A 20339-nucleotide genomic window follows, 5' to 3' on the forward strand; every position below is an offset into this window, starting at 1 on the left:
GGTTGAAAATGCCCCCACAGACTGCCGTTCAGGAAGTTTCGCTGTCGGTTTTGAAGACCGCCTGCTCCAACTGCAACCTGCGGGAGCTATGCCTCCCGGTAGGTTTGACTGTGGACGAGATGCAACGTCTCGACGATCTGGTCTCCACCCGGCGTCGGGTCAAGCGGGGCGATCATCTCTACCGTGCCGGCCAGGGCTTCGATGCCATCTACGCGGTGCGCAGCGGCTTCTTCAAGACCGACGTCCTGCTCGAGGATGGTCGCGATCAGGTCACCGGCTTCCAGATGGCAAGGGAACTCCTCGGCCTCGACGGCATCAGCACCGAGCACCACACCTGCAACGCCATCGCCCTGGAGGACAGCGAAGTCTGCTCGATCCCCTTCTCCCGCCTGGAAGGGCTTTCACGCGAGATCCACAACCTCCAGCACCATTTCCACAAGGTCATGAGCCGCGAAATCGTCCGTGACCACGGCGTCATGATGCTGCTTGGCACCATGCGGGCCGAGGAACGGCTGGCCGCCTTCCTGCTCAACCTCTCCCAGCGCTTCACCTCGCGCGGCTTCTCTCACTCCGAGTTCTACCTGCGCATGACCCGGGAAGAAATCGGCAGCTACCTCGGACTGAAGCTGGAAACCGTCTCCCGCGCCTTCTCGCGTTTCCAGGAGGAAGGTTTCATCGCCGTGCAGCAGAAGCACATTCGCATCCTCGACATCCCGGGCCTCAAGCGCCTGATGAATCACCAGGCCAAGTAGGGGCTGCGCGTCAGCGCAACGCCGACGATATAGGCAAAAGCCGCCAGCGCGGCGACCAGGAAGCCCAGGCGGATGCGCGGCGTGCGCCCGCGCTTCAGGGCCATCGTCCCACAGCCGATGTAGACCAGCAGCCCGCAGACCTTGGCCGTGAGCCAGGGTGCCACAAAGGGATACTGGCCACTCCACACCGCGAGGGTCAGGGCACTCGCCAGCAGGGTGGAATCGATCAGGTGGGGCGCGACACGCACCCAGCGCGCCCCCAGGCGGGGGGAGCCGACAAGCATCCATGCCCCACGCAGGCAGAACCCCACGCCGCTCAGGACGACGCAGGTGACGTGCAGATGCTTGATCGCAAGGTAGGTGATCATCCTGTCTGCCCGTCCGGTCTTGGGCGAAGGTACATAGGGAGATACACCCCTGCCAGAATCCCGAAGACGGCCAGCCAGCCCAGCGCAGCGGCGACGTTTGCGCCAGGGAAGAATTCGCCCAGAAGCCGCAGAACGACCACCCCCTGGAACAGCCGAAACAAGGGCCAGGCCCAGCGATCATCGGCGATGGGACGCCCCGAGTGCCCCCGGGTGACGCGGGCGGCCATACCGATGAGCACCGAAGTGAAAAACCCGGCCCCGACGGCGTGCAGCGGCAGCAGCCCTCCCCAGACGACTCCTGCGAGCGCAAGCAGCGACTGGAGGGCATAGAGCCCGAAGCCGACCCCCAGCCACAGGGCTCCCAGGTGCAGCATGGCCAGCATGGGCGCCTTGAAACCGGCCCGCAACTGCCATTGCCAAGACAGTCGGAGAGCCGCAGCGGCCGCCGCGCCGTCGCAGAGCCAGCGCCAGGAGAACAGGTACAGCGCCTGGGCCAGACCGTGCCCCAGGAGCGCCAGGAGCAGAACGACCAGCAGGGCGAAGGACGCGTCGCAGCGATAACGGGGGACCACGGCCCCGGTGAAGAAGGGCAGCATACGATGCAGGACGGTGACGAACACTGGCGCCACACAGCCCCAGAGACCCGCTTCGATTGCCCAGCGGAAAAACCCGGCATCACCGCGCACCAGAGCCCAGGCGTAGAGCAGTTCGGCCAGAACGCCAATGGTGAGGGCGGCGACGACCAGACTTGCATGGCCCCGATCGCTCGCTGAACGTCGCAGGAGCGCTACGAGACCCGCCGTCCCCACCGCCTGCCCCAAGGCCGCGAGGACGACGCCCGGGGCGAGCAGGAACGGCAGAAACAGGCCCAGGAAGAACGTCGCCCAGCCCGCCGCTAGCAGGAAAAAAGCTGGCAGATACTGACGCGCCTCCAGGGGCGGCGCCGCCATCCACTTGGGTAGCGCCGTCATCAGGAAGCCGAAGATGAAAAGGGGAAAGACACCGAAGACCAGGCTTCCCCCATGCACCCAGGCGGGGGGCACCCCAAGGGCAAGCGGGGGAACAGCCACACCGGCCCGCAGCAGCAGCTCCGGCAGCCACAACGCCATGGCGACGACCAGCTGCACGCTGCCGGCGGCGAACATGACGCGGTGGGGCGCAGAAAGAAAGACCGGCATCAGGCGCCTTGCGTCGGCGCAGCCGACATCTCGCCGCGCACCCGGTGGTAATGGCGCAGTACGGAAACCAGGTTGGCTTCGAGCCAGAGGGCAGCCACCAGCAGCGCCAGGCCCGCCGCACGCGCCGCCAAGTCGGGCGCCAGCGCCGCCAGCGCCAGGAGGACCACCGCCACGCCGTGGGCCCCCGCCTGGGCAAGGGCGCGGGATTCGGGCAGAAGCTTGCTCACCGACGGCACCGGCCTCCCCTGGGAGTCATTGCGCAAGTGCAGCCAGGCGAGGAAGGGAACGATCTTGTACAGCATGCCAATGATGAGGGACATATAGCCGCCCACCCCGATCAGAACGGCAAACAGCGCGGTCCACCCCGCCAGGGCCGCAAACGCGGGAAACAGGGCATCGGCGACCGCCAGGGCCAGCGCGGCAAGCAGGGACACGAGTCCCAATTGCCACAGGCGATAGGTCGCGTCGGCCCTCGCCCGTCGCCGCTTGCCTTGCAAGCGCAGGGTGTAGGCCGCAATGAAAATGCCGGCCAGGGCCGCACAACCCTCCGCAACCCTCGCCAGGAGCGGCAGATCGAGCACGACGGCGGCGCTCCACAGGAGCAGCAGAACAAAGAGCGCCCAGGGGAAGACCCTGCTCAGGCGGGCGGGGTATCCCGGAGTCAACTGGAACATGGGAACGACCACGTAGGCCAGCGAAGCGAGCAGGATTCCCACCCAGGCGGCGAATCCCCAGCCGGCATGGAGATCGGTCAGGGCCACCAGGGGCAGGTTGGCACCGAAGGCCAGGGCCCCGAGCAAAAGCACGCCGAGACCGCCAACTGCGGCCAGGCCGCCGAAGGCCAGCTTGAGTCCGACGATGGTCGGGCTGGTCGAGGGAACCCGGAACAGCGCGCCTCCCGCCACGACCAGAAAACCCGCCACACTGGACCCCAGCAGCACGGCCGCCAGGAGGTACAGGCGGGGATCGGGCACCAGGAAGGCAAGGACCAGGGCAATCGCCCCCAGGGTCAGGCCCCCGTGCAAGGGAACTGCCAAGGCGAGGGGACGCGGCACATTGGCCCCCGCCACCACCGGCAGAATCTGGATCAGCGCCCCCAGCATGACTTGCAGGAAGAACCCCACGGTCACGAGGTGGGTCGCTGCCAGGGCCGCGGGAGACCAGCGCGAGGAGAAGACATCGGAGCCCTGAAAAAGGAGCAGGAGGCCCAGCGCCGCGACGAAGAGCGGCGCCGTCACCAGAAAGCGCAAGGGGGCCGCCAGGGGCGGCGCCCGGTCGAAGGAGAGAAGGGCCTGCACGCGGGAGTCGGGGAGCGCTTAGCGGGAAGGACGCGAAGCGTCTCTGTTGCATCCCCTCGCCCGCAGCGCGCGGGGGGAACCTGCCCTGCCAGCGTTAGAGAAGCCGGAAGCGTGTATGAGGGGCATGGCAGCGCTCTTCATCGCAAGGATTTGCCCGGCGAAATAGCTCTCAGGCCCGCCAGATCAGGATCTCGAAGGTTCCGTCGGCCACCTGGTCGGTCTCGTGCCGGTAACCGTTCTGTTCCAGCACGCGATAAAGCGGATGGGGTTCGCGATAGAGGAGCAGAAGCAATCGCGCTCCCTCCGGCAGGGTATCCAGCGCCTCCATCGTCTTGACGAAAGGTTCCGGCGGTTCCAGATAACGGGCGTCGACGACGTGGGGGGACTTGGGGTGGCTCATGCTTCGGTGAGTTCGCTTTCGAGTTGCTCCACCAGCGCTTCGGCCTGCCCTGCGAGCTGCTGATCGCACATGGGATAGAGCACGTTCTCCTCCTTGAGGTTGTGCTGCTGCATCATGATGAGGAGCGTGTCGGCTTGGCCCAGATAGGAATCGACGTCCCCTCGGCCAGCGCAGCCAGAGCGTCGTCGAGCAGTGCGCGCATCTGGAGATGTTCCTGGCGCATGACCTGGGTCGGGCCCATGGACATTCCGGTGCGCGCTTCGAAGGCGGGGAAGAGGGTCTTTTCCTCGCCGTCGAAATGGGCCAGGGTCGCGCCACGGAAGTGTTCGAACGCGGCCCGGGCAGCAGCAAGATTCTTCTTGGCGACGGCCTGCTCGGCCTCGGCGAAGAGATCGTCGCAGCGACGATGGTCTTCGGTCATGAAATGGCGGATGGAAGACATGATCGGGGTTCTCGGTTGGGGGGTGGCCCATTTTCCGAGGCGTCCCCGAACAGCACCTTGACCCTCGTCAAATCCGGGCACCCGGCCTGGCCAATTTATGGCGTGGGGATATCCCCCGGCAAGGCGATGGTGTTTTCCTTGCTGTAGAGGTAGTCCTGGAAGACATGCTCGGCCGAAAGCAGGCGGTAGCTGCCGTCGCCCTCGAGCCGAGTCGTGTCCTTCAGCCGATAGGCCATGTGGCCGCAGGTCCACAATTCGAAATTGCGCATCTGGGTATACAGACAGGTCTTGTCCGGCACGGAGATGCGCCGGGCACCAGGATGGGCGGCGATTTCGCGATTGTAGGCATTGATGTAGGCGCAATTGCCCTTGGCGTCGAGCAGATAGCCGTAGGCCTCGCAATTGGGCCGGATGCCATCCCCGATGGCCGGGCTGTTGGACAGCATGCGCATCGGATAGCCGGTGGGCGAGATCATGTTCACCACGATCTGGTCTTCGCTGGCTTTGAAATATTCCTGCTTGACGTCGTCCGGCAGGCCGCACTCGTGGGTGACGGTGAAGCGTGTCGCGACCTGCACCGCCCCGGCGCCCCGTTCGAGGAAATTGACCGCGTCGCCGCCGGTGAAGATGCCGCCGGCGGGAATGAGCGGAATATCGAGCTGTTCCGCCTGCAGGAAGGCGTGGATTTCGGCGACGATGGTCGCCAGGTCGTATTCAGCCCAGTCCAGGCCGAAACCCAGATGGCCCCCCGCCAGCGGCCCCTCGACGACGATGTAGTCGGGCAGACGCTCGGTGCGTGCCGACTTCTTGAGGAAGAGTTGCAGGGCACGCAGCGAGGACACGATGATGCCCAGCTTGGCGTCGCGGAACCTGGGGTGATCCTCGATGAGCGCGAAGGATCCGAGATGCAGGCCCGCCGCCAGGGTAATGCCGTCGATACCCGCATCCAGGGCCGCCCCCATGCGGACCCGCAGCGTTTCCCTGGGGGCGTTCATGGTGAGCTTTTCCATGCAGTTGATGAACACCATGCCACTGCCCTGCTTGGAGCCCATGGCGGCGTCGACGTGCAGGCGGGTGGCCTCGGCCAGGCGTCCCAGGTCGAACTGGACGGCCGATTTGTCCGGATTGGCGACGTTCTGCTTGTAGAGCTTGAGCTTTTCCTTGACGAACTTGGTGTTGTAGCGGCGGTCAGCCACCGTTTTCACCATGGCGTCGGAGATGTGCCCGATGCCGCCCAGGCGGGCGGCCTCCAGGGCGAGGTCCACGGTCGAGATGTCGACCCCATTCCGCCGATCATGAGGGGCACCAGTTCGTGCCTGCCGAGCCTCAGGCGGAAATCATCCACGCACTTCATCTGTCAGTCTTCCCCAGGGCGCCGGCTTTTGCCGCCGGTTCGCGCAATTCGTTCGAGGGCGCCATTATCCTCTAACGCCAGGCGGCTTGCAGGAAATTTGCTCACCGGCGCGGCGCTCATTTTTCCAGGACGTAGGTCCCCGGCGCCGGGGCCAGGGCGGGGTATTTGCGGCAGGCGGCCCCGTAGGCCGGAACGCGCGCGCCAGTCCTTTCCCCCAGCCAGGCGATCCAGTCTTCCCACCAGGTCCCGGAATGCCGTTCGGCTTTCTCGACCCACTGTTCCCAGTGCTCGTTGCGCTCCGGCTCGGCCACCCGGTAGGCGCGCTTGGGAGGATTCGCCGGTGGATTGACGATCCCCAGGATGTGCCCGGACGTCGAGAGCACGAAGCGCACCGGCGCCTTGACGTTCACGTACTTGCGGATGCGGTAGCACTGCTTCCAGGGAGCGATGTGGTCGTCCTCCGCCGTCACGGCGTAGAGCGGCTGCACGATGCGATCGAGGTCGATGGTCTCCCCGGCCACGGTCAGGTGATCGCGCTTGACCAGATTGTTGGCCAGATAGAGTTCCCGGAGGTACCAGGAATGCATGGCCTGGGGCATGCGGGTGGTGTCCATGTTCCAGAAGAGCACGTCGAAGGGCGGCAGCGGCTCGCCCAGAAGGTAGCTGTGGACCCAGTAGTGCCAGATGAGCGGGTTGGAACGCAGCATGCGGAAGGCCGAAGCCATCTCGCCGCCATCCAGGTACCCCTTGCGAGCCATGGATTCCTCCAGGGCGCCGACGCAGGCTTCGTCGATGAAGACATCAATGTCCCCGGGGTGGGAGAAATCGGTGAGGGTCGTGAAGAGCGTCCAGTGGGCCACGGGCACCTCCCCGGCCGCAAAGTGCCGATTGGCCCAGGCCATGTAACTCGCCACCAGCGTACCGCCGATGCAGTAGCCTGCCAGATGGACCTTCGGCACCTTGCAGAAGTCACAGGCCACGCGCACCGCCTCGCCAGCCCCCTCGCTCAGGTAATCGTCGAAGCGCACCGCGGCCATGTCGGACCCGGGGTTCTTCCAACTGGTGATGAAGACGGAAAAACCCTGGTCCACCAGGTGCTTGACGAGACTCTTCTTGCTGGTCAGGTCGAGGATGTAGAACTTGTTGATCCAGGGCGTGATGATGACGATGGGCGTCGCCCGCACGGTTTCCGTGGTGGGCGCGTAATGAATCAGTTCCAGCAGGCGGTTGCGGAAGATCACCTTGCCCGGCGTGGTGGCCAGATCCTTGCCCACGTCGAAGGCGTCGGGCTCGACCATCTGGATATTGCGCGCTTCCAGGTCGCGGAAGAAATTGACCGTGCCTTGGTAAAGGCTCTCCCCCTGGGTATCGACGAAGCGTTGCAGGGCCACCGGATTGCCGAAAAAGAAATTGGTCGGCGCCATCATGTTGAGCCACTTGCGCAGCCAGAAGGCGGCCCGGCTCCTTTCCTTGTCCGACAGGCCCGGCGTGTCGTAGAGCATGTCCTCCAGGCGGTGGGTGAAGGCCAGGTAATACTCCTTGACGATGTCCCAGGTGGCCGACTCCTTCCAGATCGGATCGGCAAAGCGGGCGTCGTCGGCGTTGGGTTCGATGACGTCCTCGGAGGGCATGCCCAGGGCGCGCAGCAGGACGTGGGTCTGGAGCGCCGCCAGGTCGCCGGTGAGCGAGTGGGCGGCCCGCATCAGTTCCTGGGGATGCATCAACCAGGCAGCCTGGGCGTTCAAGAGCGAGGTGGTGACGCCAAAGGGATCGAGAACCTTGCTCATGGCCTTGAACGCGGCCTCGGCAGGATTTTCGCAATCGACGCTGAATCCGTGGGGGTTACTGGAACCGCTGGACATGACGCTCCCTTTCGACAAGTGACGGCCTGCATGCGGAAAATGAGCCCGGCAGAAGAATTCTGCCCCCCGACCCGCGGCTTTTCGCAGTGCTTGAAAAGCTTTCCGCTTGGCGTAGCATGAGCCTTGACGGGGCGGCTGACAAGCCGCCCGCCCACAAATCAAGACAATAGCGGAGGCCATGCATGTTCAAGCACATTCTCGTCCCCACCGATGGTTCCGAGCTTTCCCGCCAGACGGTGCGTCGCGCCGTCTCCTTCGCCCGGGAGGCGGGCGCGCGCGTCACCGCCTTTTTCGCCAAGCCCGAATACCCCATCGCCTACTTCGGCGAGGGCGCCCTGATCGACCCGACCACCCCGGAGAAATTCGCCGAAATGGCCGATCAGCAAGCCAGCGACTACCTGGAGGAAGTCCAGAATCTCTGCGCGGAAGCGGGCGTCGAATGCGACGCCGTGGCAGCGACCAGCGACATTCCCTACCAGGCCATCATCGACGCGGCCAGCGCCGCCGGCTGCGACCTGATCTTCATGGCCTCCCACGGCCGGCGCGGGCTGAGCGGCTTCCTGCTGGGCAGCGAAACCAACAAGGTGCTCACCCACTCCACCATCCCGGTCCTGGTTTATCGCTGAGAGGTAGTGGATAAATCTACTGCGCAGCCCGATGGCTTCGTTGGGCGGTACGCGCTCCTCGCCTAGGGATTCTCTGAATAACCGGCTATTTCCGCGCAGGCTGTCATAAAAAAGATGAAAAACAGGCGATTTTCGACCGTTGACCGTGAAATCCAGGGAGTTTTCCCTGCATTTCCCGTTTCACGGGCGCACCTCGCCCACCAAGGGCAACAATCGCTTGCGAGCCATCCACAAATTTGCCAGCGCAAACAGCGTCACGATCTGCCCCGTATTCTTCGCCAGACCACGGTAGCGAACTTTCACAAAGCCAAACTGGCGCTTCACTACCCGGAACGGATGTTCAACAATTGCCCGCACCGCCGAGAGCATCCGGTTGAACGCCTTCTGCTCCTCAGTCAGCGCTCCGCCAGCCGGCTTCTTGGTCGGTGTCAGAACAGACAGATTGCCTTCCTTCTGGAACTCGTCAATCGTCCGGTTCTTCTTGTGATAGCCGCGATCACCGAGCGCAATGGCTTCTTCCCCGTGCAGGCACTTCTCCATCATCGCAATGTCCGCAACCTTGGCCGTCGTGCATTCCACGGTATGAATCAAGCCGCTGTCGGCATCGACGCCAATATGGGCTTTCATCCCGAAGTGCCACTGATTGCCCTTCTTGGTCTGCGTCATTTCTGGATCACGCTTCTTGTCTTCGTTCTTCGTCGAACTCGGTGCTGCAATCAGCGTTGCATCGACTACCGTGCCGCGCTTCATCGACAGCCCTTTCTCCGACAACACCGCGTTGACCTCGGCAAAGATCGCCACCGCCAGGTCATGCTTCTCCAGCAGATGGCGGAAGCGCAAGATGGTGCTTTCGTCTGGCATCACATCCTCGAAGGCATCCAGTCCGGCAAACTGGCGCAGCAGCGGCACGTCGTGCAAGGCTTCTTCCATCGCCGGGTCCGAGTAACCAAACCACTGTTGCATGAAGTGAATCCGCAGCATCGTGCCCAGCGGCATCGGCGGGCGGCCGTTTCCCTTTTTCGGGTAGAACGGCTCGATCAGCGACTCAAGACGCGACCACGGCACCACCGTTTCCATCTCCGCCAGGAACACTGCCTTGCGGGTTTGCTTGCCGGCTTTCGGCAAAAAACCCGTCTCGGCCAGGCTCAGTTGCTTCATCGGTTTCATCTGTCTCATCAACTCAATGACAATGCCGTCATTTTCTCAAATTGCGCTGCATGATGGTTACTTATGCAGAGTTTCCCTAGTAGTCAGTCAGATAGGTTTGCGTCGATGCCGAGGCGCGCCTCCGCGCCCCGATCGCGCGAAGCGAACCGCAGCCATAGCCGAAGCTATGGCGAGGATGAGCGACAAAGCGAGCGGGGATGCGGGGCGTGCCGAACATAGCTGAACCTATCTGACTGACTACCAGCGCTCTGATAGGTCTCGTCGCTGCGCTCCGTCCGCCTCGCACTCGGGCCGCTCGCCACGATTTCTTCACTGCCTCTGAGGCTGCGGCCGCAAGACGGCCAGCACGGCGCCGTTTTCCTGATCCACGAAGCGGATTTCCAGCAGTTCCGCCATCAGATAGCGCTTTTTGAGGCTGAAATCCACCGGCTTCCGGTAAGTGGCCTTCCAGAAGGTGCTGCTTTCCCGGGTCCACGGCTCCACCAGACGGGCCATGGCGCGCAAGCTGACGTGGCCGGCGCGGGCCGCCGGGACCAGGGCGGCGAAGCCGGAATCGTCGTCGGTCGAGCGGGGGTAGAAATCGTAGAGATTGGCGAAGGCCAGAAAATAGTCATAGCGCCAGACGACCCTGCGGTGCTCGACTTCGCCGATCTTGTCCTCGCCGTCGTACTCTCCGCGTTCCTCGACGATGGACTGAAGGGGCAGGTACTTCCAGGTGTAGTAGTCCTCCACCTCCGGCCTGGCGAGCGGATTCCAGTTCCAGCCTTCGGCGATGTTGTTGAAGGCCATGGGATAGCGGACTTCGGCCATTCCGTCCTGCGCGGACACCATCAAACCCGCAGCTGTTTCCGGGCTGGACCACGACTTCCACGATTTCGGCCGCGACCGTGCCGACGGCCCCGGCAGCGCGGACCCGCTCGAAGCAGTGGGCGGCGGACTCTTCCGCCTGAGCGGAAAAGAAAATAGCGACGGCCGAAGCCGCCGCTAGCAAATGTCCGATTCGTGGGTTTCGGGACATGATTCCATGGTCAAGGAGACAAGGCCGGCAGGAAGCGGCACCGGCCTGACACCGCCCGCATCTTCTCCCACCGGCAAGCCGTAGGCCTATGATGCAAATCAACATTCCGGCGCGGCAAGAAAAATCGTTGACCAAATTAGTCGGATAAATTAGTCTGCACCTGTCCCAAGGGGGAGTAGCTCTTAAGCCGCAGCGTCGTCACCACGGGCAGGTTCGCCTGCCCCGGCGCTCCGGGTGGTCATCGGCAGATGCCCACGAGCAAGACCTTTGCCGCGCTGGCAAAGGTTCCATTTCAGTCGCACCTGTGCCATGCCGGACAAGGTCCGTGCCCGGCGCACCTACGCCGCCACGTCGCGCAACGCAACTGAATTGGAGCAAAACATGGCAACCATCGGTACCCCCGGGATGTGGGCAGCCTTCTTCGCCATCGTCCTCGTCATGCTGGCCATCGACCTCTTCGTGGTCGGCGGCGGCAAGGAGCATCGCGTCAGTCTCAAGGAGGCGGCCACCTGGTCCGTCGTCTGGGTGGCGGTATCCCTGGCCTTCGCCGGCCTCCTCTGGTGGCACCTGGACGGCAGCCTGGGCCGCGAGATCGCCAACCAGAAGACCCTGGAATACATCACCGGCTACCTCATCGAGAAATCGCTGGCCGTCGATAACGTCTTCGTCTGGCTGATGCTCTTCAGCTTCTTCGCCATCCCCGCCGAATTGCAGAAGCGCGTGCTGGTCCTCGGCGTGCTGGGCGCCATCGTCCTGCGCACGGTGATGATCTTCGCCGGCGTCTGGCTCATCGCCCAGTTCCACTGGCTGCTCTACGTCTTCGGCGGCTTCCTGCTCATCACCGGCATCAAGATGTGGTGGTTCGCCGACGCAACCCCGGACCTCGCCAAGAACCCGCTGGTCCTCTGGCTGCGCGGCCACATGAAGATCACCGACACCCTGGAGGGCGAACGCTTCTTCGTCCGCCGCCAGGAAGACGGCCGCTGGGTGCGCTACGCCACGCCGCTCTTCCTCGTCCTGGTGCTGGTGGAGTTTTCCGACGTGATCTTCGCGGTGGATTCGATTCCCGCCATCTTCGCCATCACCACCGACCCCTTCATCGTGCTGACTTCCAACATCTTCGCCATCCTCGGCCTGCGCGCCATGTACTTCCTGCTGGCCGACATGGCGGACCGCTTCTCGCTGCTGAAGTACGGTCTGGCCCTGGTGCTGGTTTTCATCGGTGCCAAGATGCTGCTCATCGACCTCTACAAGATCCCGGTGCTGTTCTCCCTGGGCGTGGTGGCCGCCATCATCGGCACCTCCGTCGTGCTCTCCTGGCCAGGCGATCCCGGGAGCTGGCGCGGGCATCGTCCGAAAAGCACGTGTCTTGAGGCGAAGATCATGGAAAAAAGACCCAATTCTCCCTCTGGTATTTCGGCCTGGCCCTCCTGGCCGTGGTCCTCATCCACGACTTGTGGCAGGGTGCCCGATCGACTGCCGCCATTCCCTACAGCGATTTCCGCACGCAACTGAAGGAAGGCCGCATCGCCGAAGTCGCCATCGGTAGTGACCGCATTCTGGGCACCTACAAGGAACCCGTGGAAGGCAAGAGCCGATTCGTGACTACCCGCGTGGATGGCGAACTGGCCAAGGAACTGGCCACCCACGAAGTGAAGTTCACGGGCCTGGTCGAAAACACATGGCTGGCGGAACTCCTGGGCTGGGTCATCCCCGCGGTCGTGTTTGTCGCCATATGGATCTTCGCCATGCGCCGTTTTGCCGGCAAGCTCGGCGCCGGCGGGGGTTTCATGTCCCTGGGCAAGAACAAGGCCAAGGTCTATGTGGAAGCCGACACCGGGGTCAAGTTCTCCGACGTCGCTGGCGTGGACGAGGCCAAGGACGAACTGACGGAAATCGTGGCTTTCCTGCGCGACCCCGCCCGCGCCGGGCGCCTGGGCGGGCGCTCGCCCAAGGGGGTACTGCTCGTCGGTCCGCCAGGAACCGGCAAGACCCTCCTGGCCAAGGCCGTGGCCGGGGAGGCCGGGGTTCCCTTCTTTTCCATCTCGGGTTCCGAATTCGTCGAGATGTTCGTCGGTGTCGGTGCCGCCCGGGTGAGGGATCTTTTCGAGCAGGCCCGCAGCAAGGCGCCGGCCATCATCTTCATCGACGAACTCGATGCCCTGGGCCGCGCCCGCAGCGCCGCCGGCGCCCTCGGCGGCCATGACGAAAAGGAGCAGACCCTCAACCAACTCCTGGTCGAATTGGATGGCTTCGACTCGACCAGCGGCGTCGTTCTTCTGGGCGCCACCAACCGCCCGGAAGTCCTGGACCCTGCGCTGCTCCGGACCGGCCGCTTCGACCGCCAGGTCGTGGTGGATCGCCCCGACCGCCTGGGCCGCGCCGCCATTCTGGAGGTCCACATGCGCAAGCTGTGCCTGGCCCCGGATGCCGACAAGGTCAGGATCGCCGAGCTGACCCCCGGCTTCACTGGTGCCGAACTCGCCAATCTCTGCAACGAAGCGGCCCTGGCCGCCACGCGGCGAAATGGCGAAGCCGTCGGACTCGACGACTTCACCGTGGCCATCGAGCGCATCGTCGCCGGCCTGGAGAAGCGGAACCGCGTGCTTTCCGCCCGGGAACGGGAAACCGTCGCCCATCACGAAATGGGCCACGCCCTGGTGGCCATGGCCCTGCCCGGGAGCGACCCGGTGCACAAGGTCTCCATCATTCCCCGCGGTGTGGCCGCCTTGGGCTATACCATTCAGCGGCCGACCGAGGAACGCTATCTCATGACCCGGGCCGAACTCGAAAGCCGCATGATGATCCTGCTGGGCGGCCGCGCTTCCGAAGAGATTGTTTTCGGGCACGTGTCGACCGGGGCTGCCGACGATCTTCAGCGCGTCAGCGCCATGGCCCGGGCCCTGGTCACCCGCTACGGCATGGACGCGGATATCGGACCCGTGGTGTTGGAAGCCGAAAAGCCGGGCTTCCTTGGCACTCCCCTGGCCTCCCCGCCCAAAACCTTCAGCGAGGCGACAGCGCGGGAAATCGATCTCGCGGTGCGCCGCCTGGTCCAGGACACTTACCGAAGCACCCTGGATCTGCTCCGCGCACAGGAAGGCCTGCTGCGGGAGTCGGCCCGGCATCTGCTCGCCGAGGAAACCCTCGGCGAAGATGCCCTGGAGGCGATTCGCCAACGTCTGGACGGAACCGCTCTCGCAGTCCGATGACGCCGCAGGCGGCCGGGCTCAAGCGCCTGCCTTTCCGGCCCCCTCTCGCAGCGCGAGAATCGCCGGATGCTGGATGCGGCGTGGAACGACCACGCCGTACCAGGACTCCCGCACTCCCTGGAGCGTGCCCAGGCTCAAGGCATCGTAGGCACGATGGATTTCGGCCGCCAGCCCGGCGGGTGCCGGGAACAGCCCCAGCCCGCCGCTGCCGAAGGTCTTCAGCAAGGCACTGTCGGTGAATTCCCCGACCACCTCGGGGCGTAGTCCCCGGGAAACGAACCAGTGATCCAGGGCATCCCGCATCGGATGGGTCCGGGCGGGGAGCAGCACGGGAGCGCCATCGAGGCGATTGGGGAAATCCGCAGCCCATGCGGCATGCAAAGCCTCCACTCCATACAGGTCCACCGCCATTTCACCGAGCCGGAAATCCTCCAGCTTCTGGTTGGCCCGGCGTGGCGCCGACTGGTCCGCGATCACCAGGTCCAGGCGGTTCAGTTGCAACTCCCCGAGGAGATGCCCGATTTCCCCCTCACAACACTCCAGGCGGACGGCGAGCGGAGGATGGAGGAGCGGTGCCAGGAGCCGGAAGGCCACCAGTTTGGGCACGGTCTCGGCGATCCCCACGGCGAATCTCGGCCGCAAATCCCGGCGACTGCGCAAATCGTCCACCAGCAGATCGCCCAGGTGAAAAATCCGTTCCGCGTACTGCAGCGCAACTCGCCCCGCTTCCGTGAGGACCAGGGACCGCCCCTGGGGCGCGAAAAGAGCCTGTCCCAATTGCTGCTCCAGCAACCCCAGTTGCGTGCTCACAGCCTGCACCGACAGATCGAGGCGTTCCGCGGCACGGGTGACGCTACCTTCCTTGGCCACGCTCCAGAAATAGAGCAGATGGCGGAAATTGAGTTGGTCCGGAGCCATGCGTTCGTCCAATTTTTTGGGATATACGCATCAATATAAATCCATTTATATAGAACATAAAGGCTCCTATTCTTGCGCCATGCCCACGCCACTGCTGGGCAACCCTCAAGGAGACCAAGATGATCACCCTGGAAGACTGCAAGGCTTTTTGCGATGCCCCGGCCGAGAAGGTCGACACGGTGGGCCGGGAGCACAACCTCGTTCCGATCGTCGCCCTCGCCTGCGCCCATGCGCGCAGCGGCAAGCGCAAACCGACCCCGGCCCCGCGGCGCTCACCGGAACCCGAATGGCCTCTGGCAGCCTGACGCTCCGCGACCCAAGCCCCGATGGAGGCGAACGACACCCAGGCGCACCGACCTGGCCCGGCATGGGCCTGGATTGGGCCCTGGGTCATGGCTGGGATGTCGCTTGCCATCCTCCTTCTCGGCGGCCTTTGGCTCTGCCCCCAGGGCGCCTGCCGTGTCCCCGCGGCAGACCTCGCTACGGCAATCGCCGTCGGTCATGGTCTGCCACCCGGGACCCAAACCTTTCTGACCGGGATTACCTGGCTGGGCTCCCTTGCCGTATTGCTCCCCCTCGCCCTGGTCACCGTCCTCATGCAACCGCAACGGTCCCGGCCCCGACGGCTTTTCGTACCCGCTGCCCTGGGTGCCGCGACGCTGCTCGCTCATCTGACGAAGCTCGCTTTCGACCGTCCCCGCCCCCTGCTTGAAAATCTGACGGCCCTGCCCCCGGACGCGAGTTTTCCCAGCGCCCACGCCATGCAGGTCACTGCCTTCGCCCTGGCGCTGCTGTGGTCCTCGGCGTCCCGACCTCCCCCGCTTGCCTGGGCGTTCGCCGGCGCGCTCATTGTTTCCGTTGGCTTTTCTCGGGTGGCCTTGAATGTCCATTTCGCCACGGATGTCATCCTGGGAACGGCCGCCGCCGTCTGCCTGAGCTGCGCCCTGCGCGGCTGGCTCGTGAAATTGGAGTCGCAGCCATGAGAAACAAGTTTCTCGGCATCGGTGAGCCGGGATATCACCCCCTGCGCAAGATTCGCAATGCCTACGCCGGTATCCGGGATGCGGTGATCTACGACGCATCGGTCGCCTACAAGCTCGTCCTGTCTATATTCGTGCTCACCGGCGCCTTTGCCCTGCGGGCCTGGGTGGACTTTCTCATCATCCTGCTCGCCACGGGATTCGTGATTGCCATGGAAATCGTCAACAGCGCCATCGAGGCGCTCTGCGACTTCGTGGAGACGCGGCACAACGAGAAGATCCGTGTGATCAAGGATATGGCCGCAGCGGCTGCGGGCGTTGCGATTCTGGTCTGGCTCACGGTACTCACAGTGGAAATCAGCGAATTCGCACGCCACTGGGTCAATGCAGCCTTGCTCCCTTACACTCAGGTTCCGCAGGCCCCATGACAGCGATCGTAGGTTTCCTGGCACCCGGCTCCGGAACCCTTGCCGGGACAGCGGTAGAGACTGTCGCCGCACTGGCGCACGCAGGCGTCCCAATCCCGCTGCCGGGGTGTCGCCGGCCTGGCCTCGGGCAGAAGCAAAGCGCCGGAGCCGGAACAGGCGGCGAAATCGAAGCGGCGTCGCGGCCCCGGGAGTTGCTCCCAGGTCTCCTCCGCAAGGCTCAGGTCGGCTTGCAGGCGGGCCAGAGCGGGCTCGCCTTGGCCCAGGATTCCTTCTTCCCGCAGCATCTGGAGGGCGGCACAGTCGGCACGGCGCACGGCGTCCGGGCGGTTTCCGGCCAGGAGTCTCGCGCAGGCCTGGGCGTAAAAGAAGGCTTTGGCCGCCGGGGCGAGTTGGGGCAGCAGGTCCGGGTTGTAACGCAGCACGCGCCGGCCTTCCTGGCGCCCTGCCTGGACCAGGACGGGCAGATTCGCATCGGCCAGTCCCTCGATACTTTTTCCGGCGGGGTCGGTGCAGGTCGTGAGGTCCAGGGCCTGCCCGGAGAACGGCATCGCTGCGAGCGCCAGTAGCAGGGCCGTGGCGAGGATCGAGGAGGATTTCATGGGTATGTCTCCAAAGCGGACCAACTTAGCACGAAGTCCCATGCTCCTCAGGCCCGTGCCGGTAGGCGGGGCCGGAGGAGCGCAAAGGGCATGGACGGTTCACGCGTGGTCCTGAGGGGTCGTCAATAGCGTTCGCGGCTGTAGATGATGGGCGCCCGCGGACCGCAGGCGCCGAAGCAGGCGCGCACGTCGCCGGGCTGGAGCAGCCAGGCCGGGACGTTGAGCTTGGACGCGACGATATCCACGTACCCGAAATTCCCCGCCCCCGGGGCCGAGAGGGACAGCAGGGCGTCGCCGTTCACCAGGCGTCCGGCGGGCGTTCCCCCCATGCTGGCGACGGTTTCCCCGGCGGCAAGCTGGTTGCGGGTCGTCTGCGTGGCGAAGACCAGGCCACCGTTGGCGCTGCTGGGAACGGTGAGCTGGGTGCAGGTGTCGGCCGTGTTCCTGACCCAGCCCGCGGCGCTCCAGTACTGGGCGTAGGCCGGAATGGGCAGCTTGAGGAATTCGTTGCCGTAGGCGTTGCCCAGCCGGAAGGCTCCGCTGCGCAGCGCAACGGCCTGTTCCCCGTGGGTGGCCGAGGTGACGCCATCGGTGTCGGTGGCCCGGGCCTGAATGGAGGTCGGAGGCGTGGTGCGACTGGCAAAGGTGTAGGCGATGGTCGAGGCGGTCCCCACGCCGCTGGCGAACCCGGTGGCGGCGATGGTGTTGTTGGTGAAGGCGCCCAGGCTGCCGCCGGCGGCGTCGCTCAGGGTGACCAGTTTGGCCCAGGTGGCGCCGGCGTAATTGGCCGTCACCCCCGCCCCGGCGGCCCGGGCGGTGACCGTCGCGGCAAAGGGCTGGCCGGAATAGGTGAAGGTGCTGCACCCCTGGGTGACCGTGGTATCGAAATAATCCGGCTTGAAGCGCCCGACATCAGCCTGGCTGCCGCTCGCATCCAGGCCGGACCCCAGGTAATTGATGGTCGAGGCCGTCAGGTCGATGGTGCCCACCTCGCTCCAGGTCAGGCTGGCGCTGGCCTGCCCTGCGCTGAAGCCGCCCAGGGACTGGTTGATCGCCGTGGCGTTGCCCAGGCCGGGAAGCGGATTGCTGGACGCCAGGGTGACCGTCGCCGCACTGGGCGATTCCTGGCCGAAATTGGGGGTGGCGGCCGGCGTGGCGCACTGGTTGAGGGCGGTGACGGTGACGTTGAAGGGCGTTCCCGCCGTCAGGGCGCGGCGGGAATGCCGTTCAGGCGGAAGCTCCTGGGCGCCGCGATGAAGGTATTGCCCGACACCGCCGCCAAGGAGAGCCCGCTGTCCCCGGTAGCGTTGCTCCCGGAATAGCTCGGATAGAGGGCAAGCTGACCCACGTCCTGGTAAATGAAATTATTGAGGGTGGCGGTGCCGTTGGCGTCGAAGTAGAGGCTGGTCAGCACCGTGGGACTGGCGGAATTGGTGGACAGGGCCGCCACGCTGGCCGTGGCCCCTCCCGTACTGGTCACGTAATTCAGGCTGGGCGCCAGGCTTCCGCTGGCCGGATTGACGTAGGCGGCGTAGAGGGAAACGTTGCGATTGACCCCGGCGAAGGCCGGCACGCAGGCGTTGCCGGTGGCGTCGGCCTGGACCGCCTGCAGGGTGACGCTCTGGGGCGCGCAGGCATAGTGGTTGGGCGCATTGACGAGGAAGCCGGCCGCCGCAAAGCTGATTTCGCAGGCACTGCCCGAATCCGTGGCGCCGGTGCCGGTGTGGGTGCACTGCACCGTGGTGTTGGTGGCGCCGCTGGCGGTTCCTGCCAGGGTGTCGGTGCGCACGTTGTGTTCCTTGAGGTACACCGTTCCGCCGTTGGCGACGCTCACCGAGCCGGTGATGGGCGAGGCACAGAGGGCGTCGCTGCACCACTGGGCACCGGCGATGGCAGTGGGCGTGAAGCTCACCGCACCGCTGGTCTGGGAGGCGGGAACACCGTTGCAGGACGCGCTGGACGTGCAGCCCAGCACGGTGATGGCCTTGGCGGTACAGGTGAGTCCGGCGCCGTTATGGACGAGTTCGACATGGTCTATGGTCGAGCACAGGCGGGTTCGGGTCATGAGGGCCTGGATGGTCGCCTGGCTGAGGACGCCGGAAAAGATTTCCAGCTCGTCGATATTGCCGTAGAAGTGCCACGCCGCCTGGCGTCCCTCGGTGGATGCCGCACTTTCGCCGCCGATGGCCGCGAGGCCGGTGCCGTCGGTCCAGGTGCCGGAGAAAGCGCTGCTGGTGGTCGCCAGGGGATTGCCCGAAGCGTCGAAGACGTAGAGGGTGACCTGCTTGGCGACCGTGTTGATGGTCACGGCGACGAAGTGCCAGGCGTTGCTGGTGATGACCGGGTTGGTATCGAGGCAGAAGACGCCACAACCGGGGTTGCTACCCTGCCCCGTCACGCTGCCGCTGTTGCTGATGTTGCGGTTGAAGAAGCGCAACTTGGCCCTGGCCGGTGCCGTCGGCCAGACTGAAGCCCCAGCCGTTCTGGGCGTCGTCCCGCACCAGGATGCGCTGGTGGTGGGAACTGGCCGCGGTGGAGCGGATCCAGGCCATGAAGGTGAAACTGGTGGGCAGGGCCGGAATGGTAGGCAGTTCCACATAGGTGTAGCTGCGCACCGTCGCCGTGGTTTTGTCGAACTCGCCGTAATTGCAGGTGCTCTGGCCGCCGCTGCTGTAGGCAGGCGTCCCGGAGGCAGCCGTAGGCCGGGCCGAAGAACCGTTGGCGATCTTGGCCGTGCCGTGGTGGCCGTTGCCGCTGCTGTCCAGAACCTCCCCGGACGTACCGTTCCAGGAGGTTTCGTCCATGCGCCAGTCGGCCAGGGGCGCGAGGATCGTTACCGTCGGCGCCGAGGCCGTGATGGCCGGGCTGCCGATATTGGAAACCAGGGTATTGGTCACCGTTCCAGCGCTGGTGCCGCTCACCGTGAGGGTCGCCGTGTAACTCGTGTTGGCCGCCATGCTCCCGACAGTCCAGGTCACCACACCGCCGGAGTAGGAGCAGGTTCCCCGGCTGGTGGTGCAGGAAACATAGCTCAGCCCGGCCGCTGCCAGATTATCGGTGATGGTCACGCTGGCGTGGCTGCTCACCGCCGTCTGGCCATTGACCGCATGCAGGGTGTAGCTGAAGTTCTGCCCTACCGCCGCCGTCGTCGTACTGGTGGTCTTGGCCAGGGAGAAGGTGCCACCGTTGACGTTGTCCGCACAGAGGGAATTGGCCGTGTTGCTGGTGCTCGTGCCCCCCCAGTTGCCCGTGCCGTCCGGATTGCGGTACCAGTCCTTGACCGAACTGCCACTGCCCCGCTGGGCATCGTAATAGGTGTTGCTCGACCCCGTGGCGGGCAGCAGGCTTTCGATGGCAGGGCAACTGCCGTAGGTGCTGCCGGCGCCGTAGAAGGAGGTGACGTTATTGCCCAGGCGGAGGATGTCGATGATCTGGTTGCTGGACGAATCGTAGAGCACCGCGTTGAAGGGCGGGCTGCGGGTGCGCAGGAAACTGAGGGCGGCATCGGAAAAGCGAATCCAGGGCGACGCCGTGCCGCAACTGTTGATGCTGCTGCTGGTGTAGCCGGAATCGACGTTGGTGTTCTGCTTGGTGGCATTGTCGCCGGCGTAGAGGTCGATCTTCCAGTTGGCGAAATTGCCGCTGGCGCTGACCACCGTGGGATCGAGGACGCGCAGCTCCAGGTAGCCCGCGCTGCTGGGCAGGTGCACTTCGTTGAACACCACCTTGCCCTGGTA

Annotated in this window: 18 protein-coding genes and 3 pseudogenes; 7 read left to right on the forward strand and 14 right to left on the reverse strand. The window is 64.8% G+C overall.

Annotated features, from left to right (window positions below; translation table 11 throughout):
- Positions 1-8 precede the first annotated feature (8 nt).
- Positions 9-752 carry a fumarate/nitrate reduction transcriptional regulator Fnr gene (gene fnr / locus IPM73_11090; GenBank protein MBK8918560.1) on the forward strand — a complete coding sequence of 248 codons (744 nt, stop codon included), beginning with the start codon at positions 9-11 and terminating at the stop codon, positions 750-752.
- Here the strand turns inward: fnr and IPM73_11095 are convergent.
- The 7 genes and pseudogenes from IPM73_11095 to IPM73_11125 all read right to left on the reverse strand — a co-directional run bounded on the left by IPM73_11095 (position 737) and on the right by IPM73_11125 (position 7654).
- Positions 737-1120 (reverse strand): SirB2 family protein, encoded by a 384-nt coding sequence (locus IPM73_11095; GenBank protein ID MBK8918561.1) that lies wholly within the window; start codon positions 1118-1120, stop codon positions 737-739. The genes fnr and IPM73_11095 overlap by 16 nt on opposite strands.
- Positions 1117-2298, reverse strand: coding sequence for an NnrS family protein (locus tag IPM73_11100; GenBank protein ID MBK8918562.1), 1182 nt, complete (start codon positions 2296-2298; stop codon positions 1117-1119). The genes IPM73_11095 and IPM73_11100 overlap by 4 nt, the downstream gene beginning before the upstream one ends.
- Positions 2298-3596, reverse strand: coding sequence for a hypothetical protein (locus tag IPM73_11105; GenBank protein MBK8918563.1), 1299 nt, complete (start codon positions 3594-3596; stop codon positions 2298-2300). The genes IPM73_11100 and IPM73_11105 overlap by 1 nt, the downstream gene beginning before the upstream one ends.
- Before the next feature lie 169 nt (positions 3597-3765).
- On the reverse strand, positions 3766-3996 hold the full coding sequence (locus IPM73_11110) for a DUF2249 domain-containing protein (protein MBK8918564.1): 231 nt from the start codon (positions 3994-3996) through the stop codon (positions 3766-3768).
- Positions 3993-4438, reverse strand: a pseudogene (locus IPM73_11115) (hemerythrin domain-containing protein). The gene IPM73_11110 and the pseudogene IPM73_11115 overlap by 4 nt, the downstream one beginning before the upstream one ends.
- 95 nt (positions 4439-4533) lie before the next feature.
- Positions 4534-5792 (reverse strand): annotated as a pseudogene (locus IPM73_11120) (nitronate monooxygenase).
- 116 nt (positions 5793-5908) lie between these two features.
- Entirely contained in the window at positions 5909-7654 is a 1746-nt protein-coding gene (locus IPM73_11125) for an alpha/beta fold hydrolase (protein MBK8918565.1), read from the reverse strand.
- 182 nt (positions 7655-7836) lie between these two features.
- Here IPM73_11125 and IPM73_11130 point away from each other — a divergent pair, with 182 nt between their 5' ends.
- Entirely contained in the window at positions 7837-8280 is a 444-nt protein-coding gene (locus IPM73_11130; GenBank protein MBK8918566.1) for a universal stress protein, read from the forward strand.
- A 180-nt stretch (positions 8281-8460) separates the two neighbouring features.
- Here IPM73_11130 and IPM73_11135 read toward each other — a convergent pair whose 3' ends face one another.
- Together IPM73_11135 and IPM73_11140 are read right to left on the reverse strand one after the other, a co-directional pair.
- A complete protein-coding gene (locus tag IPM73_11135; GenBank protein MBK8918567.1) occupies positions 8461-9438 on the reverse strand; it encodes an IS5 family transposase in 978 nt (325 codons plus the stop codon).
- A gap of 318 nt (positions 9439-9756) precedes the next feature.
- Positions 9757-10257 (reverse strand): hypothetical protein, encoded by a 501-nt coding sequence (locus tag IPM73_11140; protein ID MBK8918568.1) that lies wholly within the window; start codon positions 10255-10257, stop codon positions 9757-9759.
- A gap of 589 nt (positions 10258-10846) precedes the next feature.
- On the opposite strand from IPM73_11140, the pseudogene IPM73_11145 reads away from it, so the two are divergent.
- A pseudogene (locus IPM73_11145) lies at positions 10847-11785 on the forward strand (TerC family protein).
- Positions 11786-11886: 101 nt separating this feature from the next.
- A complete protein-coding gene (gene ftsH, locus IPM73_11150; protein MBK8918569.1) occupies positions 11887-13677 on the forward strand; it encodes an ATP-dependent zinc metalloprotease FtsH in 1791 nt (596 codons plus the stop codon).
- 18 nt (positions 13678-13695) lie between these two features.
- Here ftsH and IPM73_11155 read toward each other — a convergent pair whose 3' ends face one another.
- Positions 13696-14595 carry a LysR family transcriptional regulator gene (locus IPM73_11155; protein ID MBK8918570.1) on the reverse strand — a complete coding sequence of 300 codons (900 nt, stop codon included), beginning with the start codon at positions 14593-14595 and terminating at the stop codon, positions 13696-13698.
- A gap of 119 nt (positions 14596-14714) precedes the next feature.
- Between IPM73_11155 and IPM73_11160 the strand changes: the two genes are divergently transcribed.
- The 3 genes from IPM73_11160 (at position 14715) to IPM73_11170 (ending at position 16003) form a co-directional block, all read left to right on the forward strand.
- The gene (locus IPM73_11160) at positions 14715-14900 is read left to right on the forward strand and encodes a hypothetical protein (GenBank protein MBK8918571.1); all 186 of its coding nucleotides are present in this window, start codon (positions 14715-14717) and stop codon (positions 14898-14900) included.
- A 96-nt stretch (positions 14901-14996) separates the two neighbouring features.
- Positions 14997-15578 carry a phosphatase PAP2 family protein gene (locus tag IPM73_11165; GenBank protein ID MBK8918572.1) on the forward strand — a complete coding sequence of 194 codons (582 nt, stop codon included), beginning with the start codon at positions 14997-14999 and terminating at the stop codon, positions 15576-15578.
- Complete coding sequence (locus tag IPM73_11170; protein ID MBK8918573.1) at positions 15575-16003, forward strand: diacylglycerol kinase; 429 nt, start codon at positions 15575-15577, stop codon at positions 16001-16003. The genes IPM73_11165 and IPM73_11170 overlap by 4 nt, the downstream gene beginning before the upstream one ends.
- On the opposite strand, the gene IPM73_11175 is transcribed toward IPM73_11170, so the two are convergent.
- The 4 genes from IPM73_11175 to IPM73_11190 all read right to left on the reverse strand — a co-directional run bounded on the left by IPM73_11175 (position 15982) and on the right by IPM73_11190 (position 20327).
- Positions 15982-16602 (reverse strand): hypothetical protein, encoded by a 621-nt coding sequence (locus tag IPM73_11175; GenBank protein MBK8918574.1) that lies wholly within the window; start codon positions 16600-16602, stop codon positions 15982-15984. The genes IPM73_11170 and IPM73_11175 overlap by 22 nt on opposite strands.
- A 122-nt stretch (positions 16603-16724) precedes the next feature.
- Complete coding sequence (locus IPM73_11180; protein ID MBK8918575.1) at positions 16725-17591, reverse strand: hypothetical protein; 867 nt, start codon at positions 17589-17591, stop codon at positions 16725-16727.
- Positions 17592-17806: 215 nt separating this feature from the next.
- Positions 17807-19039 (reverse strand): hypothetical protein, encoded by a 1233-nt coding sequence (locus IPM73_11185; protein MBK8918576.1) that lies wholly within the window; start codon positions 19037-19039, stop codon positions 17807-17809.
- Entirely contained in the window at positions 18984-20327 is a 1344-nt protein-coding gene (locus tag IPM73_11190) for a DUF11 domain-containing protein (GenBank protein ID MBK8918577.1), read from the reverse strand. Before IPM73_11190 ends, IPM73_11185 begins: the two co-directional genes overlap by 56 nt.
- Positions 20328-20339 lie beyond the last annotated feature (12 nt).

This window comes from Betaproteobacteria bacterium (genome assembly GCA_016720065.1).
Lineage (GTDB): Bacteria > Pseudomonadota > Gammaproteobacteria > Burkholderiales > Rhodocyclaceae > SSSZ01.